Here is a 24,940-nt window from a genome sequence, read left to right as displayed (position 1 = left end):
CGGCGCTATACTCCCCGGCTAAATTACGAATTCGACTAACTACAAGGACTCGCCCATGAAAGCGTTCGGCAAAATCCTGGGTCTGGTACTTCTCGGGCTGTTGCTGATCATTGTGGCAGCAGGCTTTGCCCTGACCCACCTCTTCGATCCCAACGACTACAAAGACGAGATCCGCCAGATAGCCCGCGACAAGGCCCACATCGAGCTGACGCTCAATGGCGATATTGGCTGGAGCCTGTTCCCGTGGCTCGGCCTGGAATTGCACGAAGCCAGCGTCGCCACCCTGATCAATCCGACCGAACCGTATGCCGATCTGCAGATGCTCGGCCTGTCCGTGCGCGTGCTACCGCTGTTGCGCCGTGAAGTGCAAATGAGCGATGTGCGCGTTGAAGGTCTGAATTTGCGCCTGAAACGCGACAAGGACGGCCACGGCAACTGGGAAGACATCGGTAAGGTGCCGGCCCCGGCCGGAGCAACGCCACCAGCCGCTACTGCAGGCCAACCGCCCAGTGAAACCATCCCGGCCGTGGAAAAGCCACCGCAGCCGATCCGCCTCGACATTGACAGCCTGACCGTCAATAACGCCCGCGTTGAGTACAACGACGAAAAGACCGGCAAGCAATTCAGCGCCGAAAGCATTCAGCTGAGTACAGGTCCAGTTCACGATTCGACCAATATCCCGATCAAAGCCACCGCATTCCTCGGCACCAATCAGCCAGTTCTGCGCGTGCGCACCGAGCTCACCGGCGAGCTGCGTATCGAACGCGCATTGCAACGCTACAAGTTCGAAGACCTGAAGCTGTCCGGCGAACTGGCTGGCGATCCGCTGCAGGGCAAGACCATGACCTTTGCTGCCCAAGGGCAGTTATTGCTCGATAAAGCCGCCAACGTCGCCGAATGGACCGGCATCAAGATCTCCGCCAACCAGTTGCGCGCCTTGGGCGAACTGAAAGCCAATGACCTCGACAAAACCCCGCAGATCACCGGCGGCATCTCCATCGCCCAGTTCGATCTGGCGAAATTCGTCGACAGCATCGGCCAGAAGCTGCCGGCCATGGCCGAAGGCAGCCTGAGCAAAGTCGAACTGGTCAGCCGCGTTGCAGCGACCCCAAGCAGCATCGCTTTCGACAACATCAACCTGAAACTTGACGACAGCAGCTTCAGCGGTCGTCTTGCCGTCGAAGATTTCGCCAAACAATCGCTACGCGCAGTCCTCAAGGCTGACACGTTCAACGTCGACCGCTACCTGCCGCCGAAATCGGCGCAAGCCAATAGCGCCACGCAAGTGCGTCAGGCCGAAGTCGCCAGCACCGAAGCCGATGCGATGGCCGGGGCCGGCTCCACGCCTCTGCCGGACAAACCGAGCAAAACCGCCTGGAGCACCGAGCGCCTGCTGCCGGTTGAACGCCTGGCCAAACTCGACGTTGATGCCGACCTGACCTTTGGCCAGTTGACCCTCGACAAACTGCCGATCCAGAACGCAGCGCTCAAGGCCACCGGTCAGGGCGGCCTGTTGACCTTGAGCAACCTGAGTGGCGAGCTGTACAACGGCGAATTCGCAGCCAACGGCACTCTCGATGTACGCCCAAGCGCACCGGTGCTCAACCTGCAGACCAAGCTCAATCGCGTGCCTGTAGAAAAAATCCTCGAAAGCCAAGGCAAGAACCCGCCCGTCAAAGGCCTGGTGACCCTCACCAGCAACGTGACCGGTAGCGGCAACAGCCAACAGGCGCTGATCGACACGCTTAACGGCAACGCCAGTTTTGTGATCAACAACGGTGTGCTGCTCAACGCCAATCTTGAGCAGCAACTGTGCAAAGGCATCGCCACGCTCAACCGCAAAACCCTCAGTGGTGAGCCACGGGGCAAGGACACGCCGTTCCAGGAGCTGAAAGGCAACCTGACCTTCCGCAACGGCATCGCCAGCAACCCTGACCTGAAAGTGCGCATCCCCGGCATGACCGTCAACGGTGACGGCGACATCGATTTGCGCGTGCTCGGCATGGACTATCGCGTCGGCATCATCGTCGAAGGCGACACCAGCGCCATGCCGGATCCGGCCTGCCAGGTCGGTGAGAAATTCGTCGGCATCGAGTGGCCGCTGCGTTGCCGAGGCCCACTGGAATTGGGCGCCAAGGCCTGCCGCGTCGACAACGATCGCCTCGGTCAGGTCGCGACCAAACTGGCCGGCGACAAGCTCAGTGAGAAGATCGACGAGAAACTCGGTGACAAGGTCAGTCCGGAACTGAAAAACGCATTGAAGGGGCTGTTCAAGCGATGAGAGCGGAGCAATTTTCCACGGCGGTGCTGGATTGGTTCGACCGCCACGGCCGCCACGATCTGCCTTGGCAGCAGGACATCAACCCGTATCGGGTGTGGGTGTCGGAGATCATGTTGCAGCAAACCCAGGTCAGCACCGTGCTCAATTACTTCGACCGTTTCATGGCCGCGCTGCCGACGGTCGAAACGCTAGCCGAGGCGCCAGAAGACGAGGTGCTGCACCTGTGGACCGGGCTGGGTTACTACACCCGTGCGCGCAATTTGCAGAAGACTGCGAAGATCGTCGTCAGCCAGTACGGTGGAGAGTTTCCCCGTGACGTTGAAAAGCTTACCGATCTGCCGGGCATTGGCCTGTCCACCGCTGGCGCCATTGCGAGCATCAGCATGGGGCTGCGCGCGCCGATCCTCGACGGCAACGTCAAACGCGTGCTGGCACGTTTTACCGCGCAAGAGGGCTACCCCGGCGAGCCGAAGGTCGCCAAACAGCTCTGGGCCAACGCTGAGCGCTTTACGCCGCACGATCGGGTCAACGCCTACACCCAGGCGATGATGGATCTCGGCGCCACGCTGTGTACGCGCAGCAAGCCAAGTTGCCTGCTATGTCCGCTGGAGCGTGGTTGCGAGGCGCACATGCTCGGCCTCGAAACCCGCTACCCGATTCCCAAGCCGCGCAAAGCCATTCCGCAGAAGCGCACGCTGATGCCGATGCTGGCCAACGCCGAAGGGGCGATTCTGCTTTACCGTCGCCCCTCGAGCGGCTTGTGGGGCGGTCTGTGGAGCCTGCCGGAACTCGACGACCTCGATGACCTGCAACATCTCGCCGATCAGCATTCGCTGACCATGGGCGAGCAGCAGGCGCTGCCGAGCCTCGTCCACACGTTCAGCCATTTCCAGCTGTCCATCGAACCCTGGCTGGTTCAGGTGCAGGAGGCCGCCCATCACGTGGCCGAGGCCGACTGGCTCTGGTATAACCTCGCCACCCCGCCGCGCCTGGGCCTCGCCGCCCCGGTCAAAACCTTGCTCGAACGCGCGGCCGCCGTCTTGAATGCAGGAGAGTCGCCATGACCCGCACCGTAATGTGCCGCAAGTACAAAGAAGAATTGCCCGCGCTGGAACGCGCCCCTTTCCCGGGCGCCAAAGGTCAGGATATTTTTGACCACGTCTCGGCCAAGGCTTGGGCTGACTGGCAGAAACACCAGACCCTGCTGATCAACGAAAAGCGTCTGAACATGATGAACGCCGAAGACCGCAAATATCTTCAGGGCGAAATGGACAAGTACTTCTCCGGCGAGGAATACGCCAAGGCCGAAGGCTACGTTCCGCCTGCAGAGTAAACCCCGCAAAATCGGGGGTCGGATCGTAAGCGACGGAATTAATTTAAGAAATTTTAAAAAAGTCGTTGACGTAAATCCGAAAAACCCTTTTAATGCGCCCCGTTGCCCAGATAGCTCAGTCGGTAGAGCAGGGGATTGAAAATCCCCGTGTCGGCGGTTCGATTCCGTCTCTGGGCACCAAATACCGAAAACCCTGAATCGCAAGATTCAGGGTTTTTTTATGCCTGCGATTTGATAAGCCGTACTTCATCCCCTCTTCCAGTGCTTTTGCTGGCCATTATTTTGATGTTAGGCTCAGCCAGCTTTTTTCCGGCAGGTCATTAATGACTGTCGAAAGATGACACGCATTTAACGCACCACCCCAATAACGCACTCCGCGCCTTCGAACTATCGGAACCTTCCGAGGTTGTTGCAGGCATCAGGAAAGTTGTGCCTGCGAGCAGGGTAGCTCGCAGATCAAAGCCGGTCATAACGTTGTCATGGAGGACAAGACCTCAGCGCAGGTCATCTGCTGTTGTTTCAGCTGTCAGGCAAGCGACAGCAAACACCGACGAGGCATTCAACACTTGTTTGAACTGTCGCGTCACAGCCCCCTGCGCCCTCCCGAAAAAACCAGACCTGTATCAACTCGCCCACGTCCGGATCTGTGCGTGCGCTCGGCACGCATTGCATCATCGAAACAGCCAACAGCTCCCACAAAAAAATACAAAGGGAGCCGATACGACAGGGATGTAAACAATGACCGAAGTCCTACAACACACTAATAAAACCGTTGAGTCTTTAGTTGAACAGGAAGTCAGAACTTTCAGTTTTGATAAGCAACAAGCAACGCTGCTGCGCACCTTCTCTGAAGAACTGGCAGCCATGGGCGGACCCCAAGCCGCTGGCGCCAAGTCCAAAGCCTCGCTGGCAGCGACTGAGTTGAAGTTTTCATTTTCCAAAGATCAATCCGAACTGCTTGGCGCTTACTCCGACGGCCTGGTTTCCCTGCTGATCTTTGAGGGGATGCAACCATTCACCGACACGAGCCCTCCGGATGAACTGCCCGACCTGGCCGCTCTGGAGAATCGTCACGACGTACTTTGTCTGGCGGCACGCAATCAGATTCTGTTGAAACTGGTGGATAACAGCTCCTTTGCCTACGACATGGACAACGAAGGCAAACTGGTCCGCCTCGTCGCCAACTTCAAGGGCGGTGGACTGACCAAAATCAATGATGAACCGGAAATCAAAGAGCTGAGCTCCCACTCCGGTCTCGCGCTCGGCCCGCACACCGAAGCGCCGTACTGGTGCGCGGTGAACGCGCAAGACGGGCACTCGCCCTCACCATCATCGTTGATACTCTCGGCCCTGTGGAATCCAAGCCTGGAGCCCACCTCGGTAATTCCGTTGCCACCTCTGCTGGACGAAATCGGTGTCACCGGATGCCTGGCACTGACGACGGGCAGCTTCCAGTTCACCCGTAGCGACTCTTTCGTCAATGGCAAGGGCGAGGATGGCCGCAATGTTTCGATTCTGGAGTTCGATGACAACGTCGGATTCGCCGCGCGATTCAATTCGTACCGTTTTTCGGTCAACGACAACGCCTCGGACTTTATAAAAGAGGCTTATTCCGCGCTTTGCCAAAGCGTGAGTAAAGCAACACCGGTGCAATACACGCTGACGCAAGAGTCGGCCATGGTGATCAATAACGTTCGGGCCTTGCATTGTCGCGATGTCATCAAAGACAACCGACGAGTGCTGGTGCGCATCTTCGGCCTGTCGAAGTTCTCATCCCCGATTGTCATTTCAGATGATCCGCTACTGATTCAGGGCTGATATTCAGCGCACGTCAAAGCTGCTGAATGGCCAGCCATGTGGATGGCTGGCCAATAACTATAAAAAGGGAAAATGTAATGGCTTGGGATGTAATTGGCATGTTGGCGCTCGTAGCATTTTGCGCCGGTTTTTTTGATGCGATTGCCGGAGGCGGCGGCTTGATTACTTTGCCTGCCCTGTTTCTGGCCGGTGTCGACCCGATCAGTGCGATTGCCACAAACAAGTTCCAGGCCGCTTCGGCAACTATCTCGGCCACGGTCACTTTTGCTCGCAAGGGCATGATTGAATGGCGCGAAGGACGCTTCCTGGTTATCTGCGCGTTCCTGGGGGGCGCCAGCGGGGCTCTCTTGGTCAGTTCCATTGATAAGCGCTATCTGGAAGTGTGCGTGCCCGTCATGCTTATTCTGGTGGCGATCTACTTTGCGCTCTCGCCGAAACTGGCCAATGAGGATCGACGCAAACGAATCGGTATTCTGCTGTTCTCGTTCACCGTAGCGCCGATACTGGGCTTCTACGACGGTATCTTCGGCCCAGGTGTAGGCTCGTTCTTTATCGTCGGTTTCGTGCTGCTCTGCGGGCTTGGCATGATGCGAGCCATGAGCTTCACCAAACTGGCCAACGCTTCGTGCAACCTGGGGTCGCTGTCAGTCTTCATCACCAAAGGCGTAATCATCTGGCCGATCGCGATTGCCATGGCGCTGGCGGCCTTCGTCGGCGCACAACTGGGCGCAAGAGCGGCTGTCCGGGTCGGCCCGCGCTTGATCAAGCCCATGTTGATCGTGGTTTGCTGCGCCTTGGCGATCAAGCTTCTGAGCGTGGAGACCAATCCACTGCGCGTTGCAGTCCTCCACTCCCTGGCAGCGCTATGATCAATCGGTTGGCGTTGACCGACGCATCTCGACTTCGCTCTCGATTGCAGTTCGACGATGCGCCAACCGGCCCTGAGTTTTTCTTTGCGCAAACCTTCGCCGGCTATCAACTGGAGGGGCGGGTACTGGCCGACTCGGCCGGGGAAACGTCAACGCCGAAGGTGCTGGCCATTCACGGCGCCCGCTCTGACTATTCGCGACTCAACGCCATCCTGCACCCCTTGCAGGCACTGGGCATTGGCAGCCTGAGTTTCAATCTCTCCGGCCACACCCACAACGCCGACATCGCCCTCGAAAGCACTTCGCTGGCGCAGAACCTTCAGGAGGCGTTGCAGTTTGCCGATCATCTTGGCGGCGTGCTCAACACGGTGATCGGACACAGCCTGGGCGGCGCACTCGCGCTCAAGGTGGCGCAGGCGCATCGCGCTTCAGTCAAACGCATCGTACTGATCTGTCCGGCCCTGTACGCGGAGGCGGCCTGGCAACAACCGTTTGGCCCACCCTTCAAACGTGCCATTTCGGTGCCTTACGGTTTTCTCGACTCGCCATCGCTGAAGTTCCTGCGCACGTTCGACGGCGAGGTCTTGCTGGTGATCGGCGAATACGATGGTCTTCAGGCAACCACTTTTGGCGGGATCGCTGGTACGTCTGCCGGGACGCTGCAAATAGGCGCACGCGAGATCAACAGCGCGATTCCGTATGAAGTCATCGAGGCCATTGAAAAGAGCCTGGCACCTCATCAGTTGAAAAAAATCGTCCTGCCAGGCTGCGACCACGCGGTATCGACGTGGCTCAGGGAAAACCCGCCGCGCGCAGTGGAATTGGCCAACGAGATAGCGCGGTTCATCAATACCGGAAACAGGTCACAAGCGTCATGAGTCAAAGGAAAACCCGCATCCCCCTGCCCCATCCACCACCCTATCGGCCAAGTCGCGTGACGTACTGGCTGACTGTTCTCGCTGCTCTGCTGATTACTTTAGCCATCGGGTTGTCGATCTGGATGCTGATCGACAGCTGGATCACCGGCTCCATCACCACCAACAATCGCGGCCCGCGCAGCACTTACACCCTGGCCCTGCAGCCTCGGCGGTTCTGGTTCGAGTTTTTCTGGCAGAGCGTTGGCACAGTGTTTCTGTTGGCAGTGGGTGTGTTCGGCGTGTGGATCTATCGCAAAGTGCAAGAGCCCGTGCACACGCCGAAAAGCAAGCGCCGCGCAAAGAAACCTAAAGCGTATTGATGTAATCAATCGGCAGCAGAACCGTATCCAGCGCGGCATCCACTGGCAGGGAGACGACGGTGATGACCGGGCAGACAATCATCATGTAACAGACGATCGCCGCCGGCATGCCATCGCTACCACCGCCACGCACACCCAGCAGGTGAAGGTTGCCATCAACCCCTCGGTAATACTGGGCATCGGACAAACCGTCATTCAAACGCCCGATAAACGTTCCGCAGCCGGTCAACTGCAACATGAGGCCTGCAACACCAACAACACGCAAAATCCCTTTCAAACCAGCACTTCCCTACGTCACAAAAGATGAGGCGCGGGATTGTACCCGCGCCCAGGCTTTGCAATCACCACGACTCACGAGCATGTACGAAAAGGACTACAGACCCTTTCTGTCTGACGCCTCTTTCACCGGCAACGTCCTGCAATACCAATCCCCTCTTCCTTCCGACTTCACCGGCTCGCCCGACATACCCACGCAGCGACTCTTGGCATGCTTTGACGCCTGTTTCCAACGATGTGGAAGAGCCAATGAGCCCGCTAAAACCTGCTGACACGCAAGACCCGAAAATCGATTCGTTGCTGGGGGAGCTGGGCGAATTGATTCGCCAGGCGCGGCAAAAAGTGCTGCGTGCGGTGGACACGATTCAAGTGCAAACCTGCTGGCAGATCGGCAGGCATATTGTCGAGTTTGAACAAGAGGGAGCCCAGCGTGCGGGCTATGGAAAACAGTTGCTCGTGTTGTTGGCGAAGGATCTGACGGCGCAATTCGGGAAGGGGTTTGACGCTTCCAACCTGCGTTATATGCGCCTCTTTTATCAGGCGTTTCCAATTCGTGACGCACTGCGTCACGAATTGAGCTGGACCCACTATCGTCGGCTTCTGGGCGTGACCAATGAAAAAGCACGCCACTGGTACATGGACGAATGCGCCAACCTGAACTGGTCAAGCCGCGCCCTCGATCGCCAGATACTTACGCTCTACTACGAGCGGCTTCTCATGAGTCGCGACAAAGCCGATGTGATCGAAGAAGCCACCACCAACATTGAAGCGCTGAAATGCAACCCGCGTGAATTCATTCGTGATCCCGTCATGCTCGAATTTCTCGGTCTGCCCTCAGCAGGCAAGGTCAGGGAAAGCGGTCTCGAACAAGCGCTCATCGACCATCTGCAGGGCTTTCTGCTTGAGCTGGGTAAAGGCTTTTCCTTCGTCGCCCGCCAACAACGCATCAGTACCGACGGCGTCGATCTGTATATCGATCTGGTGTTCTACAACTACCTGCTCAAATGCTTTGTGATCATTGATCTCAAACGCGGCAAGCTCAGCGCCCGCGATGTCGGGCAGATGGACATGTATGTGCGCATGTACGACGAACTCATGCGCAGCGAGGGCGACAAGCCGACAGTCGGGATTATTCTGTCTGCCGAGAGCAACGACTCGGTGGCGCGCTACTCAATGCTCAAGGGCAATGAGCAACTGTTTGCCAGCAGTTACAAGACGATCCTGCCGAGTGAAGACGAGTTACGCGCGGAACTCAATCGCGAGCAGGCGTTGATCGAAGAGCGCAGGCTCACTCAATCCACCGAGTAAAACTTGCGGATTGTTGCTGGGCGGCGCTGAGACTATCGTTGTCAGCTTACTCTTCAAGGTCGAGCGTCATGAGCTGTCAGGACACGCCCGCAAGGCAAGACATGCAGTCAGGGTCGCCAACCTTGACTGCTGAGCAAGGTGAGCCTTTCAAAGAAGCTGCCGCCGACGGCATTGCACTTGGCGGTTTCACTTGGCGTCAGTTCTTGCCTGATAGCCAACGCCCTGTAGTGATCATCAGCGCCGCCACGTCGGTACGTTGCCGCCACTACTCGCGTTTCGCGGCTTATCTGTTCGCAAACGGCTTCGACGTGATGACCTACGACTACCGCGGCATCGGCGAATCGCGACCCGCTTCGATCAAAGGCTTGAACGCCTCGTGGACAGATTGGGGCGCACTGGATTTCGAAGCGATGCTCAAACGCGCGCAACGAGAGTTTCCCGGTCAGCCGATCGATGTGGTCGGCCACAGCTTTGGCGGTTGCGCGGCGGGCCTGGGCGAGTCCGGGCAGGTTATCCGACGGCTGGTCACCGTCGGCGCGCAGTTCGCCTACTGGCGCGACTACGCGCCGGAACAGCGCTGGCGAATGTTCGGCAAATGGCACGTCGTGATGCCGTTGCTGACGCTATTCTGCGGCTTCTTCCCCGGCAAGCGACTCGGCTGGCTGGAAGATACGCCGACAGGCGTTGTGCACGACTGGAGCGCGCCTGCCGCGCTTTACGAACGGCGCCCAAGTGGTCGCGTGCTGATGAAAAAGACCGGCGCCCTGCCCTTCGCCAATGTCCGCGCACAGACTCTGGCCATCAGCATCAGCGACGATCCCTACGGCACGATTGCGGCCATCGAACGCCTGCTCGATTACTTCGACAACGCTGAAAAAATCCACCTGCGCATCACCCCGCAGGACATCGGCGAACAACAAGTCGGACATTTCGCCTTTTTTCGCAGCGCATACCAAGCCACACTATGGCCCATCGCTCTGACCTGGCTGCAAACCGGCGCACTGGCCCCCGACACCCCCGGGCGGCAAGTCCCGCGCAGCTGAGCCCTCTCAACGCACGACGGAACACATCATGGCCTCCGCCAACAAGCAGCAAAAACGCGCCACCCGGGCCAAAGCCAAGGCCAAGCAGAACCGCACCAAACGCGCCGAAGCGCCGGTCGAGCTGGACCCGAACGATGACCGCATCGACTTCGAATCGGTGGACCTGACCGAGCTGTTCAAGAAAATGATCGACGCCGAGAAGATCAGCCAGCAAGCCCTGTGCACCGCGTTCCTAGAAGATCCGCTGCTGGAGTTGGTCTACGAGCAGGAAGGCGAAGAAGGCGCGATGGATTTCATCCTCGCCGCGCTGATCGAGTATCGCCAGTGGTCGCAGGAAACCGACGAGGCCGGCGCCCTGGCATGGATCGAATCCCCGGCCTTCCAGGCCGACTATGTGGCGGCGTCCGACGCGATCGCCGCGCAAACCCAACAGAAGAACTGAGTTCCCATGGCATCCCTGAACAAGCAACAGAAACGCGCCAAACGCGCCAAGGCCAAAGCCAAGCAAATCCGTATGGTCGGCCGCAAGCCGCTGGAGCAGGACGAAGACCTCGACCACCTCGCCGAGCCGATCCCGGAATACACCCTGGCGATGTTCAGCAAAATGCGCGACGCCGAAGCCATCAGCCGCAACGAGATGCTGCTGACCCTGCTGCGCGAACTGGCGTTCGTCATCGTTGACCATCCAGAGCTGCTGGACATGGAAAACGCCGACAACGAAGGCATGGCCGCCACCCACCTGGCCGCCGACATGCTGATCGACTATCGCATGTGGGCCGAAGGCGTAACGATCGAAGAGGCCCAGGCCTGGCTGAGCGAACCGCAGTTCATCACCGATTTCGGGGTTGCGCTGGATGCTTATGGCAAGTCGGTGGAAGCACAGGAAGGCAAGAGCGAATAAACAACGCTCGTAAACAAAAACGGCCGCTCGTCATCACTGACAGCGGCCGTTTTGCATTACGCGTAACGGATCAGTTCAACACCACCGCACCACGTTTTTCCAGCTTGCGACGGCGTGCCACCAGCAAACCGGCAGCCACCACCATCAGACTCAGCAAACCAGTCGCGAGGATCTCCACGCGATGCGCTTCCTGGAACAACATGATGGTCAGGGCCGCGACGATGAAGATGATCACCGCGTAGGTGAGGCCCGGGAACAGCCACATGCTGAAGACGATTTTCTCGCCGCGTGCCATGCGTTGTTTACGCATGCGCAGTTGCGAGAACGCGATCACCAGATACACCAGCAGGGCGATGGCGCCGGAACTGGCCAGCAGGAATTCGAACACTGCGGCCGGTGCCACGTAGTTGGCGAAGGTGCACAGGAACGCCGCGCCGGTGGACAGCATGACCGCCCAGTAAGGCGTGCCGCTTTTGTTCACCCGAGTCGCCATGACCGGTGCATCACCGCGCTTGCCGAGGGAGAAGAGCATGCGCGACGAGGTGTACAGCGCCGAGTTCAGGCAGCTGGTCACCGCCACCAGAACCACGATGTCGACGATCATCTTGGCGTTCGGGATGCCCATGCGCTCAAGCACGGTCTGGTAGGAGCCGAGGTTGGCCAGCGTAGGATCGTTCCATGGCACCAGAGCCACAACGATGAAGATCGACACGAGGTAGAACAGGCCGATCCGCCAGATCACCGAGTTGGTGGCCTTGGAGATTTGCTTGCCCGGGTTCTTCGATTCCGCGGCCGCGATGGTCACGATCTCGGTCCCCATGAAAGAGAACATGGTGGTCAGGATCGCACCCAGTACCGCGCCCATGCCGTTAGGCAGGAAGCCGCCGCTGTCGAACAGGTGCGAAACACCGCTGACCTGACTGTTCGGCAGGAAGCCGAAGATCGCCGCCAGACCGAGGATGATGAAGCCGATGATCGCCAGCACTTTGATCAGCGCGAACCAGAATTCGAACTCGCCGTAATTCTTTACGCTGAACAGGTTGGTGACGGTCAACAACAGGGTGATGACCAGTGCGAACGCCCAGATGCCGACATCAGGGAACCATGCATGGAGAATGGTTGCGGCGGCGTTGGCTTCCAGTGGAATCACCAAGACCCAGAACCACCAGTACAGCCAACCGATGGTGAAACCGGCCCAGTGCCCGATGGCACGGTCGGCGTACGTTGAGAAGGAGCCAGTGTCCGGCGAGGCAACGGCCATTTCGCCGAGCATGCGCATCACTAAAACCACCAGGGTACCGGCGGCGGCGTAGGCCAGCAGCACGGCAGGGCCGGCGGCAGCGATGGCGTGGCCGGAGCCAACGAACAGACCGGCGCCGATTACACCGGCGATCGACAACATGGTCACATGACGCGGTTTGAGCCCCTGTTCGAGGCCATTGGAGCTTGAGGTACTGCTCATCGAAACTACCTTTGCAAGGAAAGCGATTGCGTCCGGCCCGTCTGGCATTTTCTTTCTCGTAAAAAGAAACCAACGGGGCGTTCCTTATTCTGCACGCAAGTTTTGCGCCAAAATGTTTCAAACTCTTCTGTGCCGCGGCTTTGCGCGCGACCGGACAGTCATCGCAAGTCCTTGGATTTAATGGCAATCCGCCAGAGCGTTACCCTGCGACTCACTTTCAGGACGAATTCGCGCACCAGAAACACACTGAAAAAGTGTGGGATGCACAATAAAAGGGCGATTCAGGAACGTTCGGCCGGATAGCGCTTCCAACACCCCGCCAAAGCTGGCAACATCGCGCCTTTTTTTACGCGACACCCTCGGGTTTGCACGATCAAACACCCGTTCGGTTGTTGATGGGGCGACAGTCTGCTGCGCCGATGCGACAACCTGCCACACGCCACCCGTTAACCGCTCGTAGCGCTGTTGGCTGCCATTGAAACGCTATGCTAGCTTGGCCGCCTCGCCAGGAAGGCCATCCAACAGCTGGAGCGCAACATATATGAGGAACGCACATGGCTGAGGCCACGCCCGCGCTTGAAATCCGCAACCTGCACAAACGCTACGGACAGCTTGAGGTGCTCAAAGGCATCTCGCTGACCGCCCGCGACGGCGATGTGATCTCGATCCTCGGTTCCTCCGGTTCCGGCAAGTCCACGTTCCTGCGTTGCATCAACCTGCTGGAAAACCCGCACCAGGGCCAGATTCTGGTGGCCGGTGAAGAACTCAAGCTCAAGGCCGCCAAAAATGGCGAACTGGTTGCCGCCGATGGCAAACAGATCAACCGCCTGCGCTCCGAGATTGGTTTTGTGTTTCAAAACTTTAATCTGTGGCCTCACATGAGCATCCTCGACAACATCATCGAGGCACCGCGGCGCGTGCTCGGCCAGAGCAAGGCCGAGGCGATCGAAGTCGCCGAAGCGCTGCTGGCCAAGGTCGGCATCGCCGACAAGCGCCACGCGTACCCGGCGCAATTGTCCGGTGGCCAGCAACAACGCGCGGCGATTGCCCGCACGCTGGCGATGCAGCCGAAGGTGATCCTGTTCGACGAACCCACCTCGGCGCTTGACCCGGAAATGGTTCAGGAAGTACTTAGTGTCATCCGCGCATTGGCCGAAGAAGGCCGCACCATGCTGCTCGTGACCCACGAAATGGGCTTTGCCCGTCAGGTCTCCAGCGAAGTGGTGTTCCTTCATCAGGGCCTGATAGAAGAGCAAGGATCGCCTCAGCAGGTGTTCGAAAACCCGCTTTCGGCGCGCTGCAAACAATTCATGTCCAGCAACCGCTAACGGAGCAACATGCATGCAGAATTTCAAGAAGGTCTTCCTGGCCGCCGCCGTCACCCTCGCGTTCAGCGCCGGTGCCATGGCTGAAACCCTGAAGATGGGCATCGAAGCGGCCTACCCGCCGTTCAACAATAAAGACGCCAGCGGCAACGTCGTCGGCTTCGACAAAGACATCGGCGACGCCCTCTGCGCGAAGATGAAAGTCGAGTGCACTGTGGTCACTTCCGACTGGGACGGCATCATCCCGGCCCTGAACGCGAAGAAGTTCGACTTCCTGATCTCCTCGCTGTCGATTACCGAAGAGCGCAAAGGCGCGGTGGACTTCACCGACCCGTACTACTCGAACAAGCTGCAGTTCATCGCACCGAAAAACGTCGACTTCAAAACCGACAAGGACTCGCTGAAAGGCAAGACCATCGGTACCCAGCGTGCGACCCTGGCCGGTACCTGGCTGGAAGACACCTACGCCGATGACATCAAAGTCAGCCTCTACGACACCCAGGAAAACGCCTATCTCGACCTGACTTCCGGTCGTGTCGACGCGATCCTCGCTGACAAGTACGCCAACTATGACTGGCTGAAAAGCGACGCTGGCAAGAACTACGAGTTCAAAGGTGACCCGGTCGTAGAAAGCGACAAGATCGGCATCGCTGTGCGCAAGGGCGATCCACTGCGTGAGAAGCTCAACGCCGCGCTGAAGGAAATCGTCGCCGACGGTACCTACAAGAAGATCAACGACAAGTACTTCCCGTTCAGCATCTACTGATCCTGACCTGTGGGACTGGCGCCGTGATGCAACGGCGCCGGCTCCCGACTTTGCCTGCCGCAATTTGAACAGAAACCCATGATTATCGACCTCTACGGATTCGGCCCGGCCCTCGCTGCCGGCGCGCTGATGACCGTCCAACTGGCCCTTACGGCCCTGTGCCTGGGACTGGTGCTCGGTCTGCTCGGCGCCTTGGCCAAGACTTCCCCGTACAAGCCGCTGCAATGGCTTGGCGGCACTTATTCCACGTTGGTGCGTGGCGTCCCGGAATTGCTCTGGGTGCTGTTGATCTATTTCGGTACGGTCAACCTGATGCGCGCCCTCGGTGAGTTCTTCGGCAACCCCGACCTGCAACTCAACGCCTTCGCCGCCGGTGTGATCGCCCTCGGCCTGTGCTTCGGCGCCTACGCCACGGAAGTGTTCCGTGGCGCGATCCTCGCCATTCCCAAAGGCCACCGTGAGGCCGGCCAGGCCCTGGGCCTGTCGAAATGGCGGATCTTCACCCGGCTGATCATGCCGCAGATGTGGCGCATCGCCCTGCCCGGTCTGGGCAATCTGTTCATGATCCTGATGAAAGACACCGCGCTGGTCTCGGTGATCGGCCTGGAAGAAATCATGCGTCACGCGCAAATCGGCGTGACCGTGTCGAAACAACCGTTCACCTTCTATATGGTCGCCGCGATCATGTACCTGGGCCTGACCGTGCTGGCGATGACCGGCATGCACTTCCTGGAAAAACGCGCCGCTCGCGGCTTTGCGAGGAGCGCTTAATGAACTGGGAAGTCATCATCAAGTGGCTGCCGAAACTGGCACAGGGCGCGACCCTGACCCTGGAACTGGTGGCCATCGCCGTGATTGCCGGTCTGCTGCTGGCGATTCCGCTGGGCATCGCCCGCTCTTCGAAGCTGTGGTACGTACGCTCGCTGCCTTACGCTTACATCTTCTTTTTCCGTGGCACGCCGCTGCTGGTGCAGCTGTTTCTGGTTTATTACGGCTTGGCGCAGTTCGATGCGGTGCGTGAAAGCGCGTTGTGGCCGTACCTGCGCGATCCGTTCTGGTGCGCCACGGTGACCATGACACTGCACACGGCGGCGTACATCGCCGAGATCCTGCGCGGGGCGATTCAGGCGATTCCGCCGGGTGAGATCGAAGCGGCGCGAGCGTTGGGCATGTCCAAGCCGAAAGCGATGTTCTACATCATCCTGCCGCGTGCCGCGCGCATCGGTCTGCCGGCCTACAGCAACGAAGTGATCCTGATGCTCAAGGCCAGTGCGCTGGCCAGCACCGTGACTCTGCTGGAACTGACCGGCATGGCGCGCACGATCATTGCCCGCACTTACTTGCCGGTGGAGATCTTCTTCGCTGCTGGCGTGTTCTATCTGCTGATGGCTTACGTGCTCGTGCGCGGCTTCAAGCTGCTGGAGCGCTGGCTGCGCGTCGATGCCTGCCAAGGGCGCTGATACTTCCTACGTGCTGACGGGCGAGAACTTACTCGCCCGCTTCACCGCGCTGGATGCTTTTTTGATTGAGCATCAGGCGCTGTGGAAACCTCGACCGTTCACTCATCTTTCGCTTGATTGGGAAGCATCCTACCCGGAGCTGGCCTTGTGGCTACGCGGACGGTCGCTGGAAGACGCGGAAAGTGCTCACAACCAACCCGCTGATCTTGTCGATGCGCCGGAACCGTTCGCTTCATTGGCGGCGTTGTCGGCTGAGCTGAGTGCTGTTGGTGAGTTGCCGGGGCATGCACTGGAAGCTGCGGGCCATCGACTGAATGTCGATGTGCCGGGACGCAAGTGGCAGCAGATCGAGGCATTTGCCAGCCGTTTGGCTTTTGCCTCACAACCGACGCACTGGCTGGACTGGTGTTCGGGCAAGGGGCATTTGGGGCGACGCTTGTTGCGCGCGGGGCAGCAACTGACTTGCGTTGAATACGATCCTTTATTGGTCGCGAGCGGTCAGGCGTTAAGTCAGCGTCATCACTTGCACGCTTTGCATGTGGAGCAAGACGTACTGGCGACTGATGCCTCTGCTGTATTGAGCGCGGCTCACACGCCCGTCGCCCTGCATGCGTGTGGTGATCTGCATGTGCGCTTGATGCAACTGGCCAGTGCAGCCGGTTGCCAACGAATGGCGATCGCGCCCTGCTGCTACAACCGCATCAGAAGTAGCGAATATCAGGCATTGTCCTGCGCAGGATCGGCATCGCTCCTACAGCTCTCGCTGGAAGATCTGGCGCTGCCGATGAGCGAAACTGTCACCGCTGGTGCACGCGTCCGACGTCAGCGCGACACCTCAATGTCCCGCCGCCTCGCCTTCGACCTGTTGCAACGACAAGTGCGCGGTGTTGACGAATACCTGCCAACGCCCTCCCTGCCCAGCGCTTGGCTGGAAAAACCGTTCGCCGATTACTGTCGCGATCTGGCTGCGCTCAAAGAGTTATCCACAATCGGTTCGCCAGATTGGTCCGGACTCGAAGCAGCCGGTTGGCAGCGATTGACCGAAGTTCGCAACCTCGAATTGCTTCGCGGGCTGTTCCGACGGCCATTGGAGCTTTGGCTGAATTTGGATCGGGCGCTTTTCCTTGAAGAACAGGGCTACACCGTCCGCCTAGGTACCTTCTGCGACACCCCGCTGACTCCGCGTAATTTGCTGCTACTGGCCGAACGCGTTTAAAACATCACAGCCTGTGGATAACTCTGTTGATGGTTTTCCCATGGATCCAATATCTGCGCCTGTTTCGCTGCGTTAACAGCACTGGTCATTTTTTGTTCACATGAATAAAAAACCTGTAAAACAGGGATTTGCGAACAAAATGAGAATGGGTTCACAAAACCTCGCCTAAGCCAGTCCTCGCGCCTCTCAGTTGTGCATAAGCTGCCAATCAAAACGACATAACCGCCGGATAATGGGCTCGCCGAGTGAATAATTGCAGCCTCGCGAAAGCCGAAACTCCACTGCCTGCCCTGCAAAACAGCCCTATCGTGCGTAAGGCGCGAATCCTACGTTGCGCACTGCGCAGAGCTTAATTTACCGCGATGCAAAAATAGTCTGAATTCAGGGGTTTACAGGATCTTCCCAATCGCTATAATCGTCGCCCACAACGCCGGTATAGCTCAGTTGGTAGAGCAACTGACTTGTAATCAGTAGGTCCCGGGTTCGACTCCTGGTGCCGGCACCATACAAAACGAAGCCCCTGCAGAAATGCAGGGGCTTTGTTGTTTCTGGCGTTTAGAACTCCGTAGAAGCTTCCGCATCGCTGAGATGCGATCAGCGACGCCACTCAATCAACAGGCCAACTCAGCCCGCGCGCCTCGACCCGTTACAATTTCACATCAGCCCAACATTGACGGGCTCTTACACCTACCTATAATGCACCCCAACACACCCGCCAAGCCTAGGTTGACCCTGTCAGCAAGCTCAAATCGTGCGGGTTTTTTTTGCCTGGAGAAAACTACATGAGGCCCTTCGACAAGCCGGCCCTCAGCGTAGAACAGCAATTGGAACTGCTAAAGCAACGAGGCCTGCAAGTCGCAAACGACGAGCGCGCCATGCGTTTCCTGGAAGTGGTCACGCTGTTTCGCTTGAGCCCCTATATGCGCCCTTTTCAGGAAACAAACCCTGAACACACCTTCAAACCTGGTAGCACTCTGAAAGCAGTCGTCGACATCTACCGTTTCGATGGTTCGTTGCGACGCATTACCATGGATGCTATCGAACGTGTCGAAGTCGCCATACGAGCGACTATCAGCAATCACATGTGCCCGAAGTACGGGCCTGATTGGATAGCTGATGCGTCAATCTTCTCCTCGTCATACTCACATTCGGATTTATTGCGGCCCCTGCGAGATCAACTGAGCAAGGAACGCAACAAACTTGGACGTGAGATTGATCGTATAAAAAAGAGCAGCCGAGCAGATCAGATCCAGCAGCAGCGAATTGAAAATCGCACGTGCGATAACTATTTTCGATTCTACGGATCAACATATTCCAATCCCGAGTTGCCGCCCGCTTGGGCTGTTCTGGAAGAGCTTAGCCTTGGGACGGTATCCACCCTGTTCAATGCCATAGGCAAAAGCGTCGACAAAAAAGCGATCGCGAGCAGATTCAATCTCCCCTTCGAAGTACTGGCCTCCTGGCTCCACACTTTGACCTTCATTCGAAACTGCTGCGCCCACCACGCACGACTATGGAACAGAGAGCTCTCGATTCGACCATCCTTACCTAAAGAATGGGTCATCCAAAATGCACCTGGCGATCGGCCTCAGCCCAAGCAGCGGCTATTCATAGTACTAACGATGCTAGCGTATCTAACCGATTTGATCAGTCCAGACAGCCATTGGAAATTTCACTTGGCCGAAATGATGGACGAAAGAGAGCCGCGTTATTTGAGACTTATGGGATTTCCAGATGACTGGAAACGGCAACCGCAGTGGTGTTTGGGGTAGGGAAGACATACGTCTTGTTTTTTTGCCATTGCGTCTGGAGAAATGTCAGGAGCGAACGCAGGCCTAAAAGCAAAATGTGGTGCCTAAACCACAGATTGCCAACCGTGGATCCGTTCGTCCGGTACCGCACCATACAAAACAAAGCCCCTGCAGAAATGCAGGGGCTTTGTTGTTTCTGGGCGTCTATATCTTTAACCGCGTTTCACCTTCAGTAGAAATAGAGTCTCTCCTCCGCACACGTCGATCTAATTGCCAGACGCCCTTCTCCCAAAAAGCACAGCTTCTGACCAAAACGCTCAAATTTCCGCTTTTATGCCAAATTATGAACTGGCAATAATTATGGCGAGCCCATAAAAAAGTGTAATTGCATGAGCAGCGTTTCTCAGCGCACTGAACCGCCTGACTCAATGGCAACCCGGTTTCCCAGTCCAAGAGTGCTTGATGCCTCGACGCTTGGTTTCTCCGCCGCAGAGAACGGCATCGGCGTTACGCGCGCGGCTTCACCGGCCTTCATCTGACGTACAGACTCCAGTAAATCCTGCTGGAATTGCTCCAGTTCATCGACCATCGCTGATCTCCTCGTTTTGTTGCTTAGAAAAGGCTAAGGACAAGTCATGACCGACAAAACGCACGGCGCGAAATCCTGAGAAATCTGCAGTAACGAGAATCCAAGCAAAGCCACTACTGGCCACAATTGCGCGCCTGCTACCTCCCAAGCTACCGTCAAACCCGTCGCTGCCAATTCAGCGACCGGGCCTGATAACCCGGGTAAGATACAGGCGCACCAGCGCCCCAACTCACGTTTGCCGGCGCATTTTTTGTGTCTGCATTACCGTGCAATGGCGGCTGTGCGTGGGAGACCTTCGGGTCTGCCGGGTTCCTGTATCTCCGGTTTATCAGCCCGCGCATAGCTGCCACCCATTCGTCTGATAACGAATTGGCAGCTCTCATTTGATACAGGGAGTTAACAAATGAAAAGCATTGATCCGTCAGCACACTGGTCACTTCACGCCCGTCCATCTCGAACGGAAGGTGAAGCGAAATGACCCATTCTCAAGATCTGAAAACCCTCGGCCTCACCCACTTTTCCTTCCACTCCAATCAAGCGATGTTCCGCACCAATCGTGGTGTGCCCGTAATCGCCGCCCTTTCCCACGCCTCACACTTGCTTCACATTTCACGACTGCTCACTGCGGACACTTCAGTCGCGCGCGATCCTGACCTTCACGCTTATGCCTCGCAGTATTTGCAGGAATTGAGCAAAGCGCTGATCGATGATGTAGTGAAAGTGATGGATGCGCCGCCGGACAAGCCGTTGATGTAAACGCCGGTGTCAGGCCCTCGCCGATGCGAGGGCTTTTGCGGTTCAGACCTGACTCATCTCAAACACAAACGAAATCTTCTGCTGACTCGCACTCCACACATACCGCAAATGCTTGCCCTGCTTGGGGATTGATACGGCTGGCGGGCGAAACGCGGCAACGCATTCATGGCCCGGCAGGCGAACGCTGTTGTAGAGCAGTCCCCACGACTCGGTTTCGCGCAGTTGCCGGGCGAATAGCTGAGACGGCCCGTAAGCCTCAGGATTCGGATTGTGCAGCTTGAGGTGATCGTGACGAATATCGTGCAACGGTTTAACCACACGATTGACGTAAGTGCGCATGGTCAGCTCAAGATCCGCTTCCTGAGTCGCCGCGAGAAATCGCTCCTGGTGATAACAGGTCTCAGCGATGGCAGCAGCCTGGCTGCTCGCAGCGTAGTAAACGCCGAAGGTGCCATCGCAGAAACGACTGCGTTTGCCGATGTGGGTAAACGCAGCCATCACCGGAGTCGAACCGGGGCCAGAGAGTCGATCTTCGGGTCTCACGCGGGCGAGAACCCCGGCCTGCTCGATCAGACGATCATTGGTCAGCGCTTCAATTGCGTAGGCAACTTCCAGATCTTCGGGATCGAGCACGTCTTCGAACAGCGCAATCGGCGGGAAGCTGCTGTTGACGATCCGGTAGGCTCGCGGCCACGGCACATCAACCAAATCGGGCGCCTTCAACCGCGCACCCCATCGAGGTAACGACGCACATCGGCGATATCGACCACGCGTCCGGCCAGCATGTAATCCAGCGCCGTTTGCCCATTGAACGGCGCCGCCGTGTTCGGACTACTGACCCATGTGTACGCGCGCTCACGGCTGTTGCTGAAGATGATGCTCAACGCCTTGTGAATGCCCATCAGGTAGGAGATGCGCTCAAGGGTGTCGTTAGGCAGACGTATGTTCGGCAGATGTTTGTATTTGTAGAACGTGGTGTTGCCGACGCCGCCCAGCAATGTGCGTTGCTGCTCGGCGCTGCAGCCCCAGCGCTCCATGAGGTTAAAGAAGAACTTCAGCGCGACACGACCGGATTCGGGGGCGTCGAGTTGTTCGCGTGGGGTGAGGGCTGGAGATGAGGTAGGCATAGACGCCTCCTGATTTTTTGTCTTAGTTGAGACTAGTACATAACTGTAATTTTTTAGAGTTTTGATACACAAACGAACAATCGTAATGATCAAACGCACAGAAGCCGGAGTTGAGCCGGCTTATGTCTTTCTGCGCTATTTAAACAATTCTGAATGGCTCCCTAAATCCACAAACGTGATCAGGTCTGGGCGTGTGTTCTCGTAAATCATCAGAAAATCGCCACCGATATGACACTCGCGGAATCCAGACCAATCTCCAGTCAGCGCATGATCCAGATATTCTGCCGGTAATTGCTGCCCCAAGAACAACATCGCCATCACATTCCGGACGTCGTTCATGTCTCGCCTTCCGGCACGGTTGTAACGATCTCAAGACTTCTTGAATTCAGAAGTCTGTGCACACTGTTTAGGCCGATCAGCGCGTTTTTGCGTTTTCTCCGGTTTCGCCATCAGCAGTCCTCAGCATGTCGTCTATCGAGTCGAAACGCTGACGGATTTCTCGTGCTTCCATCATTGCGCGGGCCGTTTTCTCTGATGGAACTCGCACCTCGAAGGGAAGCCCCTGAGTGGCAACAACCTGCCGCAGAAAAAGTCGCATGGCATCGCTAATGCTCAGCCCGCAAGCGTTTAAGACTTCAGTGGCACGCGCTTTCAAATCCTCATCAATGCGGCAGCGCACATCGGTAGTTTTCAGTAGTGCAGCCATCTCAATTACCTCATCGTGATTTTGTAGCTACATCAGCGCTACCTCTACATTGTGGTCGGAGGGATCTTCGTCGGTCAACGCGAAGTTGATAGGTGGTTATCTACCGCCATGGCTTGCATGCCAGACATCCATTTCAACTCCTTTGACAGGTAGGCGCTATCAGCTAAATCGTTACATTGCCTGAGACGTATCTGCGCATGACGCAGGCAATAACCTCGGAAGATGTAAGCTGTTTCTCTTCGAAAAAAATCGCCCCACGCACCAAAACCACGCACTTTTTTTGACCTTCATCACCCCCACGTCACCAAAAACCCCGATCCTGTGTCAGCCTCCAGCCATCGGCGAGGACATCAATTCGCTACTAAACCCGCGACAACTATGCTCAGGTACAGGAATATAGCCAGCATATGGCGCCTGACCGGCAGTCTCGTAAACAACAATACCCAGCCCACTTCAGAGGGCATTACCCATGGATAGCAGAACCTTACGCAACCTCATGCGCATCGTGCAGACCGGCTCGTTGTCGGCCGCAGCCGAGCATTCGTGCCTGACTGTGCAGGCGTTGGCCGCGCAGTTGAACAAGGTCGAAGAGCAGTTCGGTTTCCGCTTGTTTCGACGTTCCAACAAAGGGCTGACGCTGACGCCGCAAGGCACTGAGCTGACGCCGTATATGGACAAAGTGCTGATTGCCACGCGACAGATGGAAGAGAAGGTCGAGGCACTGAAAGTGCCGGGCCAGCGCACGTTGAAGGTTGCGTTGAACAACACCTTGTCGCCGGATTTCAACCGGCGAATGATCGGACGCCTGATTGAGGTTTTTCCCGATTATCAGATGGAATTCAGCTACGCCGAGTCGATGGAAAACCTCAGCAAGCTGAAGAACGAAGACTTCGACCTTGCGGTGCTGATCGGCCCGCAACGGCCGGGTTTGCCGAGCATCGTCCTGCCCGATGTGCAGGTGCAAGTGGTCGGCGCGCACTGTGGCCAGGAAAACGATCCGCTGACATTACTGGGCAACAAGTTTCAGGTGCGTCCTGCGGAAGATTGTCCGTATTCCCACAGCTTTTTGCGTTTTCTCGACGCCGGGCTGGGCAATCACGAGAACGGCCAGCGCATGGTCTATTCGTGCAGTGAAACATTGACGCTGTCGTTGATCACGCAGATGGACGCGGTCGGCATGGTCTCGCGTGAGGCCGCGCAGAAGAACGGCCTGACGATTTTCCCCGGTTTCGAGGATTTCCTCGAGGTGCGCCTGGCGGTGAACAATCCGGAGTTGTCGAGCCAGGCGCTGAGCGACGTCGTCGATTTGCCGTTACATGAACGAGCCGAGCGCAATGTACGCAGCCGTCCCAACCGCCACACTGAGAAAGAGGTTTTTGCTGAAATACGCACATAACAACGTCGGAATTGCGGCATAGAATTCCGGGCGATCGAGCTGTATGTGCTGATCCTTGATCAACAAGGGTGTCAGGCTGATCGCAGCGACGATCGCCACCGGCAAGTACTCCAGCGCCCGCGCAACAAACGGCGGCCAGTGCTCGGTATTCACTTGCAGTGGCAAGGCGCGCGGCAGAAAGGTCACGGCCATCATCAGCGCGACCACCAGAATCAGGAACGTTTGGTCAGGCATACACCCACTCCGCAGCCCACAAACGTGGCGATAAACACATTGAACGGCGAACTGCCGACCAGACTCAGCGCGCCCATGCACACCACGGCAGCGGCGGCAGCGATGAGTTTGTTGCGCGTGTTGCACAGTGACACCAGCACGTAGAGCATCATCGCCGTCAGGGCGTAGTCGAGCTGATATTTGATCAGGTGCGCCGCGTACTGCGCACAGACGGCGCCAAGCAAACCGCCGAGCACCCACGAGGTGTGGCAGAACAGGTTGAAGCCAATCAGATAACGCACGTTGACCGGCGCGCCAGTGCCGAGTTTGACGCTGTGGAACGCAAAGGATTCGTCAGTCAGGCCGCCGGCGTAAGCCCATCGCTCCATGCGGCTCAAGCCGAGTGCGCGCAGGGCCTTGGCCATGTAAACCGACATCAACATGTGCCGCGCGTTGATCAGGAAAGTGGTCAGTACGATAGTCGTCAGCGAGGCGCCGCTGGAGATCAGCGCCAGTGCAGCGAATTGCGAAGCGCCGGCGTAGACGAATAAACACATCGCCACTGGTAGCCACATCGGCAGACCGGCGTTGACGGCCATCAGTCCGAACACGAATGACACCGTGAAGTAGCCGGCCACCACCGGGCTGGCTTCGGCAAACGTGCGCGACGGCTGATGGGCAGCCATCAGCGGCGCACTGCCGGACGTTTCATTCATAGATCCCTCTCAAATGTCCGTTCGCCATGAGGCTCGCAAAAACCCTGGGCGGTCCAAAAACGCTTGCCCGCGAGGTTAGCATCGTCAACGAACAGAAACATCCGCAACACACCGACCCGTTTCATATCGGAAGACGCTGCTTCAACCAGACGCTGACCGACTCCCTGGCTGCGATAGCGCGGGCTGACCGCCAGATGATTGATCGTGCCGCGACTGCCGAGCATGCCACCGAGTACGGCGCCGACGATTTCGCCGGCGACGTCGAAGGCGAGATAGGCCGTGGTGGTTTTCTGGATCAGCACGCCGCGCAGGCACTTGGCATCCTGCCATTCACAGAAGGACACTTCGTCGAACTGGCGGAAGAAGCGCTCCATGCGCTGCGCATCCTTGG

General features: G+C 57.5%; 27 protein-coding genes, 2 tRNA genes and 2 pseudogenes. 21 read left to right on the top strand and 10 right to left on the bottom strand.

The window, feature by feature from the left end; all coding sequences use genetic code 11:
* Nucleotides 1–55: 55 nt before the first annotated feature.
* From M5G26_RS23200 to M5G26_RS23165, 8 genes are all read left to right on the top strand, one after another.
* The gene (locus M5G26_RS23200) at nt 56–2,281 is read left to right on the top strand and encodes an AsmA family protein (RefSeq protein ID WP_273916582.1); all 2,226 of its coding nucleotides are present in this window, start codon (nt 56–58) and stop codon (nt 2,279–2,281) included.
* Nucleotides 2,278–3,345 (top strand): A/G-specific adenine glycosylase, encoded by a 1,068-nt coding sequence (mutY, locus tag M5G26_RS23195; protein WP_273916581.1) that lies wholly within the window; start codon nt 2,278–2,280, stop codon nt 3,343–3,345. Before M5G26_RS23200 ends, mutY begins: the two co-directional genes overlap by 4 nt.
* Nucleotides 3,342–3,614, top strand: coding sequence for an oxidative damage protection protein (locus tag M5G26_RS23190; RefSeq protein ID WP_016772129.1), 273 nt, complete (start codon nt 3,342–3,344; stop codon nt 3,612–3,614). The genes mutY and M5G26_RS23190 overlap by 4 nt, the downstream gene beginning before the upstream one ends.
* Before the next feature lie 104 nt (nt 3,615–3,718).
* A tRNA-Phe gene (locus M5G26_RS23185) sits at nt 3,719–3,794 on the top strand.
* Between the two features lie 558 nt (nt 3,795–4,352).
* A complete protein-coding gene (locus tag M5G26_RS23180; RefSeq protein ID WP_273916580.1) occupies nt 4,353–5,432 on the top strand; it encodes a hypothetical protein in 1,080 nt (359 codons plus the stop codon).
* A 77-nt stretch (nt 5,433–5,509) separates the two neighbouring features.
* Complete coding sequence (locus tag M5G26_RS23175; RefSeq protein WP_273916579.1) at nt 5,510–6,301, top strand: TSUP family transporter; 792 nt, start codon at nt 5,510–5,512, stop codon at nt 6,299–6,301.
* Nucleotides 6,298–7,179, top strand: coding sequence for an alpha/beta hydrolase (locus M5G26_RS23170; RefSeq protein ID WP_273916578.1), 882 nt, complete (start codon nt 6,298–6,300; stop codon nt 7,177–7,179). The genes M5G26_RS23175 and M5G26_RS23170 overlap by 4 nt, the downstream gene beginning before the upstream one ends.
* Entirely contained in the window at nt 7,176–7,538 is a 363-nt protein-coding gene (locus M5G26_RS23165; protein ID WP_273916577.1) for a hypothetical protein, read from the top strand. The genes M5G26_RS23170 and M5G26_RS23165 overlap by 4 nt, the downstream gene beginning before the upstream one ends.
* Here the strand turns inward: M5G26_RS23165 and M5G26_RS23160 are convergent.
* The gene (locus M5G26_RS23160; protein WP_273916576.1) at nt 7,525–7,776 is read right to left on the bottom strand and encodes a YceK/YidQ family lipoprotein; all 252 of its coding nucleotides are present in this window, start codon (nt 7,774–7,776) and stop codon (nt 7,525–7,527) included. The two genes, M5G26_RS23165 and M5G26_RS23160, sit on opposite strands and share 14 nt — an antisense overlap.
* A 287-nt stretch (nt 7,777–8,063) precedes the next feature.
* Between M5G26_RS23160 and M5G26_RS23155 the strand changes: the two genes are divergently transcribed.
* The 4 genes from M5G26_RS23155 to M5G26_RS23140 all read left to right on the top strand — a co-directional run bounded on the left by M5G26_RS23155 (nt 8,064) and on the right by M5G26_RS23140 (nt 11,066).
* The gene (locus tag M5G26_RS23155) at nt 8,064–9,122 is read left to right on the top strand and encodes a PDDEXK nuclease domain-containing protein (RefSeq protein WP_077570299.1); all 1,059 of its coding nucleotides are present in this window, start codon (nt 8,064–8,066) and stop codon (nt 9,120–9,122) included.
* Between the two features lie 68 nt (nt 9,123–9,190).
* Entirely contained in the window at nt 9,191–10,165 is a 975-nt protein-coding gene (locus tag M5G26_RS23150; RefSeq protein WP_443218395.1) for an alpha/beta hydrolase family protein, read from the top strand.
* 28 nt (nt 10,166–10,193) lie between these two features.
* The gene (locus tag M5G26_RS23145; RefSeq protein WP_008080543.1) at nt 10,194–10,607 is read left to right on the top strand and encodes a hypothetical protein; all 414 of its coding nucleotides are present in this window, start codon (nt 10,194–10,196) and stop codon (nt 10,605–10,607) included.
* A 6-nt stretch (nt 10,608–10,613) separates the two neighbouring features.
* Nucleotides 10,614–11,066 (top strand): hypothetical protein, encoded by a 453-nt coding sequence (locus M5G26_RS23140; RefSeq protein ID WP_134176235.1) that lies wholly within the window; start codon nt 10,614–10,616, stop codon nt 11,064–11,066.
* 70 nt (nt 11,067–11,136) lie between these two features.
* Here M5G26_RS23140 and gabP read toward each other — a convergent pair whose 3' ends face one another.
* Nucleotides 11,137–12,528 (bottom strand): GABA permease, encoded by a 1,392-nt coding sequence (gene gabP, locus M5G26_RS23135; protein WP_273916574.1) that lies wholly within the window; start codon nt 12,526–12,528, stop codon nt 11,137–11,139.
* 554 nt (nt 12,529–13,082) lie between these two features.
* Between gabP and M5G26_RS23130 the strand changes: the two genes are divergently transcribed.
* The 7 genes from M5G26_RS23130 (at nt 13,083) to M5G26_RS23100 (ending at nt 19,067) form a co-directional block, all read left to right on the top strand.
* A complete protein-coding gene (locus M5G26_RS23130) occupies nt 13,083–13,856 on the top strand; it encodes an ABC transporter ATP-binding protein (RefSeq protein ID WP_007909167.1) in 774 nt (257 codons plus the stop codon).
* A 13-nt stretch (nt 13,857–13,869) separates the two neighbouring features.
* Nucleotides 13,870–14,619 (top strand): ABC transporter substrate-binding protein, encoded by a 750-nt coding sequence (locus M5G26_RS23125; protein ID WP_034153033.1) that lies wholly within the window; start codon nt 13,870–13,872, stop codon nt 14,617–14,619.
* A gap of 78 nt (nt 14,620–14,697) precedes the next feature.
* The gene (locus tag M5G26_RS23120) at nt 14,698–15,390 is read left to right on the top strand and encodes an ABC transporter permease (protein WP_007909165.1); all 693 of its coding nucleotides are present in this window, start codon (nt 14,698–14,700) and stop codon (nt 15,388–15,390) included.
* Nucleotides 15,390–16,079, top strand: coding sequence for an ABC transporter permease (locus tag M5G26_RS23115; RefSeq protein ID WP_007909164.1), 690 nt, complete (start codon nt 15,390–15,392; stop codon nt 16,077–16,079). The genes M5G26_RS23120 and M5G26_RS23115 overlap by 1 nt, the downstream gene beginning before the upstream one ends.
* Nucleotides 16,060–17,295 (top strand): methyltransferase, encoded by a 1,236-nt coding sequence (locus tag M5G26_RS23110; RefSeq protein WP_273916573.1) that lies wholly within the window; start codon nt 16,060–16,062, stop codon nt 17,293–17,295. The genes M5G26_RS23115 and M5G26_RS23110 overlap by 20 nt, the downstream gene beginning before the upstream one ends.
* Nucleotides 17,296–17,724: 429 nt before the next feature.
* A tRNA-Thr gene (locus tag M5G26_RS23105) sits at nt 17,725–17,800 on the top strand.
* 277 nt (nt 17,801–18,077) lie between these two features.
* A complete protein-coding gene (locus tag M5G26_RS23100) occupies nt 18,078–19,067 on the top strand; it encodes an Abi family protein (RefSeq protein ID WP_273916572.1) in 990 nt (329 codons plus the stop codon).
* A 424-nt stretch (nt 19,068–19,491) separates the two neighbouring features.
* On the opposite strand, the pseudogene M5G26_RS23095 reads toward M5G26_RS23100, so the two are convergent.
* A pseudogene (locus M5G26_RS23095) lies at nt 19,492–19,635 on the bottom strand (helix-turn-helix domain-containing protein); the annotation flags it as partial.
* Between the two features lie 474 nt (nt 19,636–20,109).
* Between M5G26_RS23095 and M5G26_RS23090 the strand changes: the two are divergent.
* On the top strand, nt 20,110–20,391 hold the full coding sequence (locus M5G26_RS23090; protein ID WP_134176231.1) for a DUF3077 domain-containing protein: 282 nt from the start codon (nt 20,110–20,112) through the stop codon (nt 20,389–20,391).
* A 42-nt stretch (nt 20,392–20,433) separates the two neighbouring features.
* Here the strand turns inward: M5G26_RS23090 and M5G26_RS23085 are convergent, their stop codons facing one another.
* From M5G26_RS23085 to M5G26_RS23070, 4 genes and pseudogenes are all read right to left on the bottom strand, one after another.
* Nucleotides 20,434–21,099, bottom strand: coding sequence for an RES family NAD+ phosphorylase (locus M5G26_RS23085; RefSeq protein ID WP_443218396.1), 666 nt, complete (start codon nt 21,097–21,099; stop codon nt 20,434–20,436).
* Between the two features lie 11 nt (nt 21,100–21,110).
* The gene (locus M5G26_RS23080) at nt 21,111–21,518 is read right to left on the bottom strand and encodes an MbcA/ParS/Xre antitoxin family protein (protein ID WP_273916570.1); all 408 of its coding nucleotides are present in this window, start codon (nt 21,516–21,518) and stop codon (nt 21,111–21,113) included.
* Between the two features lie 135 nt (nt 21,519–21,653).
* A pseudogene (locus M5G26_RS23075) lies at nt 21,654–21,860 on the bottom strand (type II toxin-antitoxin system YafQ family toxin); the annotation flags it as partial.
* Between the two features lie 73 nt (nt 21,861–21,933).
* Nucleotides 21,934–22,224 (bottom strand): type II toxin-antitoxin system RelB/DinJ family antitoxin, encoded by a 291-nt coding sequence (locus tag M5G26_RS23070; RefSeq protein WP_034151912.1) that lies wholly within the window; start codon nt 22,222–22,224, stop codon nt 21,934–21,936.
* A gap of 469 nt (nt 22,225–22,693) precedes the next feature.
* Here M5G26_RS23070 and M5G26_RS23065 point away from each other — a divergent pair, with 469 nt between their 5' ends.
* Nucleotides 22,694–23,620: a LysR family transcriptional regulator gene (locus M5G26_RS23065; protein ID WP_008080520.1), complete on the top strand. Its 927-nt coding sequence runs from the start codon at nt 22,694–22,696 to the stop codon at nt 23,618–23,620.
* On the opposite strand, the gene M5G26_RS23060 is transcribed toward M5G26_RS23065, so the two are convergent.
* Genes M5G26_RS23060 through M5G26_RS23050 form a run of 3 tightly spaced genes read right to left on the bottom strand, consistent with a single transcriptional unit; the run spans nt 23,537 to nt 24,923 of the window.
* A complete protein-coding gene (locus M5G26_RS23060; RefSeq protein WP_007952614.1) occupies nt 23,537–23,854 on the bottom strand; it encodes an AzlD domain-containing protein in 318 nt (105 codons plus the stop codon). The two genes, M5G26_RS23065 and M5G26_RS23060, sit on opposite strands and share 84 nt — an antisense overlap.
* Nucleotides 23,833–24,549 carry an AzlC family ABC transporter permease gene (locus tag M5G26_RS23055; protein WP_077570277.1) on the bottom strand — a complete coding sequence of 239 codons (717 nt, stop codon included), beginning with the start codon at nt 24,547–24,549 and terminating at the stop codon, nt 23,833–23,835. Before M5G26_RS23055 ends, M5G26_RS23060 begins: the two co-directional genes overlap by 22 nt.
* Nucleotides 24,546–24,923 (bottom strand): GNAT family N-acetyltransferase, encoded by a 378-nt coding sequence (locus tag M5G26_RS23050; protein ID WP_008080517.1) that lies wholly within the window; start codon nt 24,921–24,923, stop codon nt 24,546–24,548. Before M5G26_RS23050 ends, M5G26_RS23055 begins: the two co-directional genes overlap by 4 nt.
* Between the last annotated feature and the right edge of the window lie 17 nt (nt 24,924–24,940).

It is taken from the genome of Pseudomonas sp. TNT2022 ID642 (assembly GCF_028656995.1).
GTDB lineage: Bacteria > Pseudomonadota > Gammaproteobacteria > Pseudomonadales > Pseudomonadaceae > Aquipseudomonas.
Note: the sequence above shows the minus strand (reverse complement) of the source record. Positions and strands in the feature narration are given on the sequence as shown.

What these genes read in the sequence shown, in the direction of transcription:
- M5G26_RS23200 (WP_273916582.1), top strand. Translation starts at nt 56, where the DNA reads ATGAAAGCGTTCGGCAAAATCCTGGGTCTGGTACTTCTCGGGCTGTTG.
- mutY (WP_273916581.1), top strand. Translation starts at nt 2,278, where the DNA reads ATGAGAGCGGAGCAATTTTCCACGGCGGTGCTGGATTGGTTCGACCGC.
- M5G26_RS23190 (WP_016772129.1), top strand. Translation starts at nt 3,342, where the DNA reads ATGACCCGCACCGTAATGTGCCGCAAGTACAAAGAAGAATTGCCCGCG.
- M5G26_RS23180 (WP_273916580.1), top strand. Translation starts at nt 4,353, where the DNA reads ATGACCGAAGTCCTACAACACACTAATAAAACCGTTGAGTCTTTAGTT.
- M5G26_RS23175 (WP_273916579.1), top strand. Translation starts at nt 5,510, where the DNA reads ATGGCTTGGGATGTAATTGGCATGTTGGCGCTCGTAGCATTTTGCGCC.
- M5G26_RS23170 (WP_273916578.1), top strand. Translation starts at nt 6,298, where the DNA reads ATGATCAATCGGTTGGCGTTGACCGACGCATCTCGACTTCGCTCTCGA.
- M5G26_RS23165 (WP_273916577.1), top strand. Translation starts at nt 7,176, where the DNA reads ATGAGTCAAAGGAAAACCCGCATCCCCCTGCCCCATCCACCACCCTAT.
- M5G26_RS23160 (WP_273916576.1), bottom strand. Translation starts at nt 7,776, where the DNA reads ATGTTGCAGTTGACCGGCTGCGGAACGTTTATCGGGCGTTTGAATGAC.
- M5G26_RS23155 (WP_077570299.1), top strand. Translation starts at nt 8,064, where the DNA reads ATGAGCCCGCTAAAACCTGCTGACACGCAAGACCCGAAAATCGATTCG.
- M5G26_RS23150 (WP_443218395.1), top strand. Translation starts at nt 9,191, where the DNA reads ATGAGCTGTCAGGACACGCCCGCAAGGCAAGACATGCAGTCAGGGTCG.
- M5G26_RS23145 (WP_008080543.1), top strand. Translation starts at nt 10,194, where the DNA reads ATGGCCTCCGCCAACAAGCAGCAAAAACGCGCCACCCGGGCCAAAGCC.
- M5G26_RS23140 (WP_134176235.1), top strand. Translation starts at nt 10,614, where the DNA reads ATGGCATCCCTGAACAAGCAACAGAAACGCGCCAAACGCGCCAAGGCC.
- gabP (WP_273916574.1), bottom strand. Translation starts at nt 12,528, where the DNA reads ATGAGCAGTACCTCAAGCTCCAATGGCCTCGAACAGGGGCTCAAACCG.
- M5G26_RS23130 (WP_007909167.1), top strand. Translation starts at nt 13,083, where the DNA reads ATGGCTGAGGCCACGCCCGCGCTTGAAATCCGCAACCTGCACAAACGC.
- M5G26_RS23125 (WP_034153033.1), top strand. Translation starts at nt 13,870, where the DNA reads ATGCAGAATTTCAAGAAGGTCTTCCTGGCCGCCGCCGTCACCCTCGCG.
- M5G26_RS23120 (WP_007909165.1), top strand. Translation starts at nt 14,698, where the DNA reads ATGATTATCGACCTCTACGGATTCGGCCCGGCCCTCGCTGCCGGCGCG.
- M5G26_RS23115 (WP_007909164.1), top strand. Translation starts at nt 15,390, where the DNA reads ATGAACTGGGAAGTCATCATCAAGTGGCTGCCGAAACTGGCACAGGGC.
- M5G26_RS23110 (WP_273916573.1), top strand. Translation starts at nt 16,060, where the DNA reads ATGCCTGCCAAGGGCGCTGATACTTCCTACGTGCTGACGGGCGAGAAC.
- M5G26_RS23100 (WP_273916572.1), top strand. Translation starts at nt 18,078, where the DNA reads ATGAGGCCCTTCGACAAGCCGGCCCTCAGCGTAGAACAGCAATTGGAA.
- M5G26_RS23090 (WP_134176231.1), top strand. Translation starts at nt 20,110, where the DNA reads ATGACCCATTCTCAAGATCTGAAAACCCTCGGCCTCACCCACTTTTCC.
- M5G26_RS23080 (WP_273916570.1), bottom strand. Translation starts at nt 21,518, where the DNA reads ATGCCTACCTCATCTCCAGCCCTCACCCCACGCGAACAACTCGACGCC.
- M5G26_RS23070 (WP_034151912.1), bottom strand. Translation starts at nt 22,224, where the DNA reads ATGGCTGCACTACTGAAAACTACCGATGTGCGCTGCCGCATTGATGAG.
- M5G26_RS23065 (WP_008080520.1), top strand. Translation starts at nt 22,694, where the DNA reads ATGGATAGCAGAACCTTACGCAACCTCATGCGCATCGTGCAGACCGGC.
- M5G26_RS23060 (WP_007952614.1), bottom strand. Translation starts at nt 23,854, where the DNA reads ATGCCTGACCAAACGTTCCTGATTCTGGTGGTCGCGCTGATGATGGCC.
- M5G26_RS23055 (WP_077570277.1), bottom strand. Translation starts at nt 24,549, where the DNA reads ATGAATGAAACGTCCGGCAGTGCGCCGCTGATGGCTGCCCATCAGCCG.
- M5G26_RS23050 (WP_008080517.1), bottom strand. Translation starts at nt 24,923, where the DNA reads ATGGAGCGCTTCTTCCGCCAGTTCGACGAAGTGTCCTTCTGTGAATGG.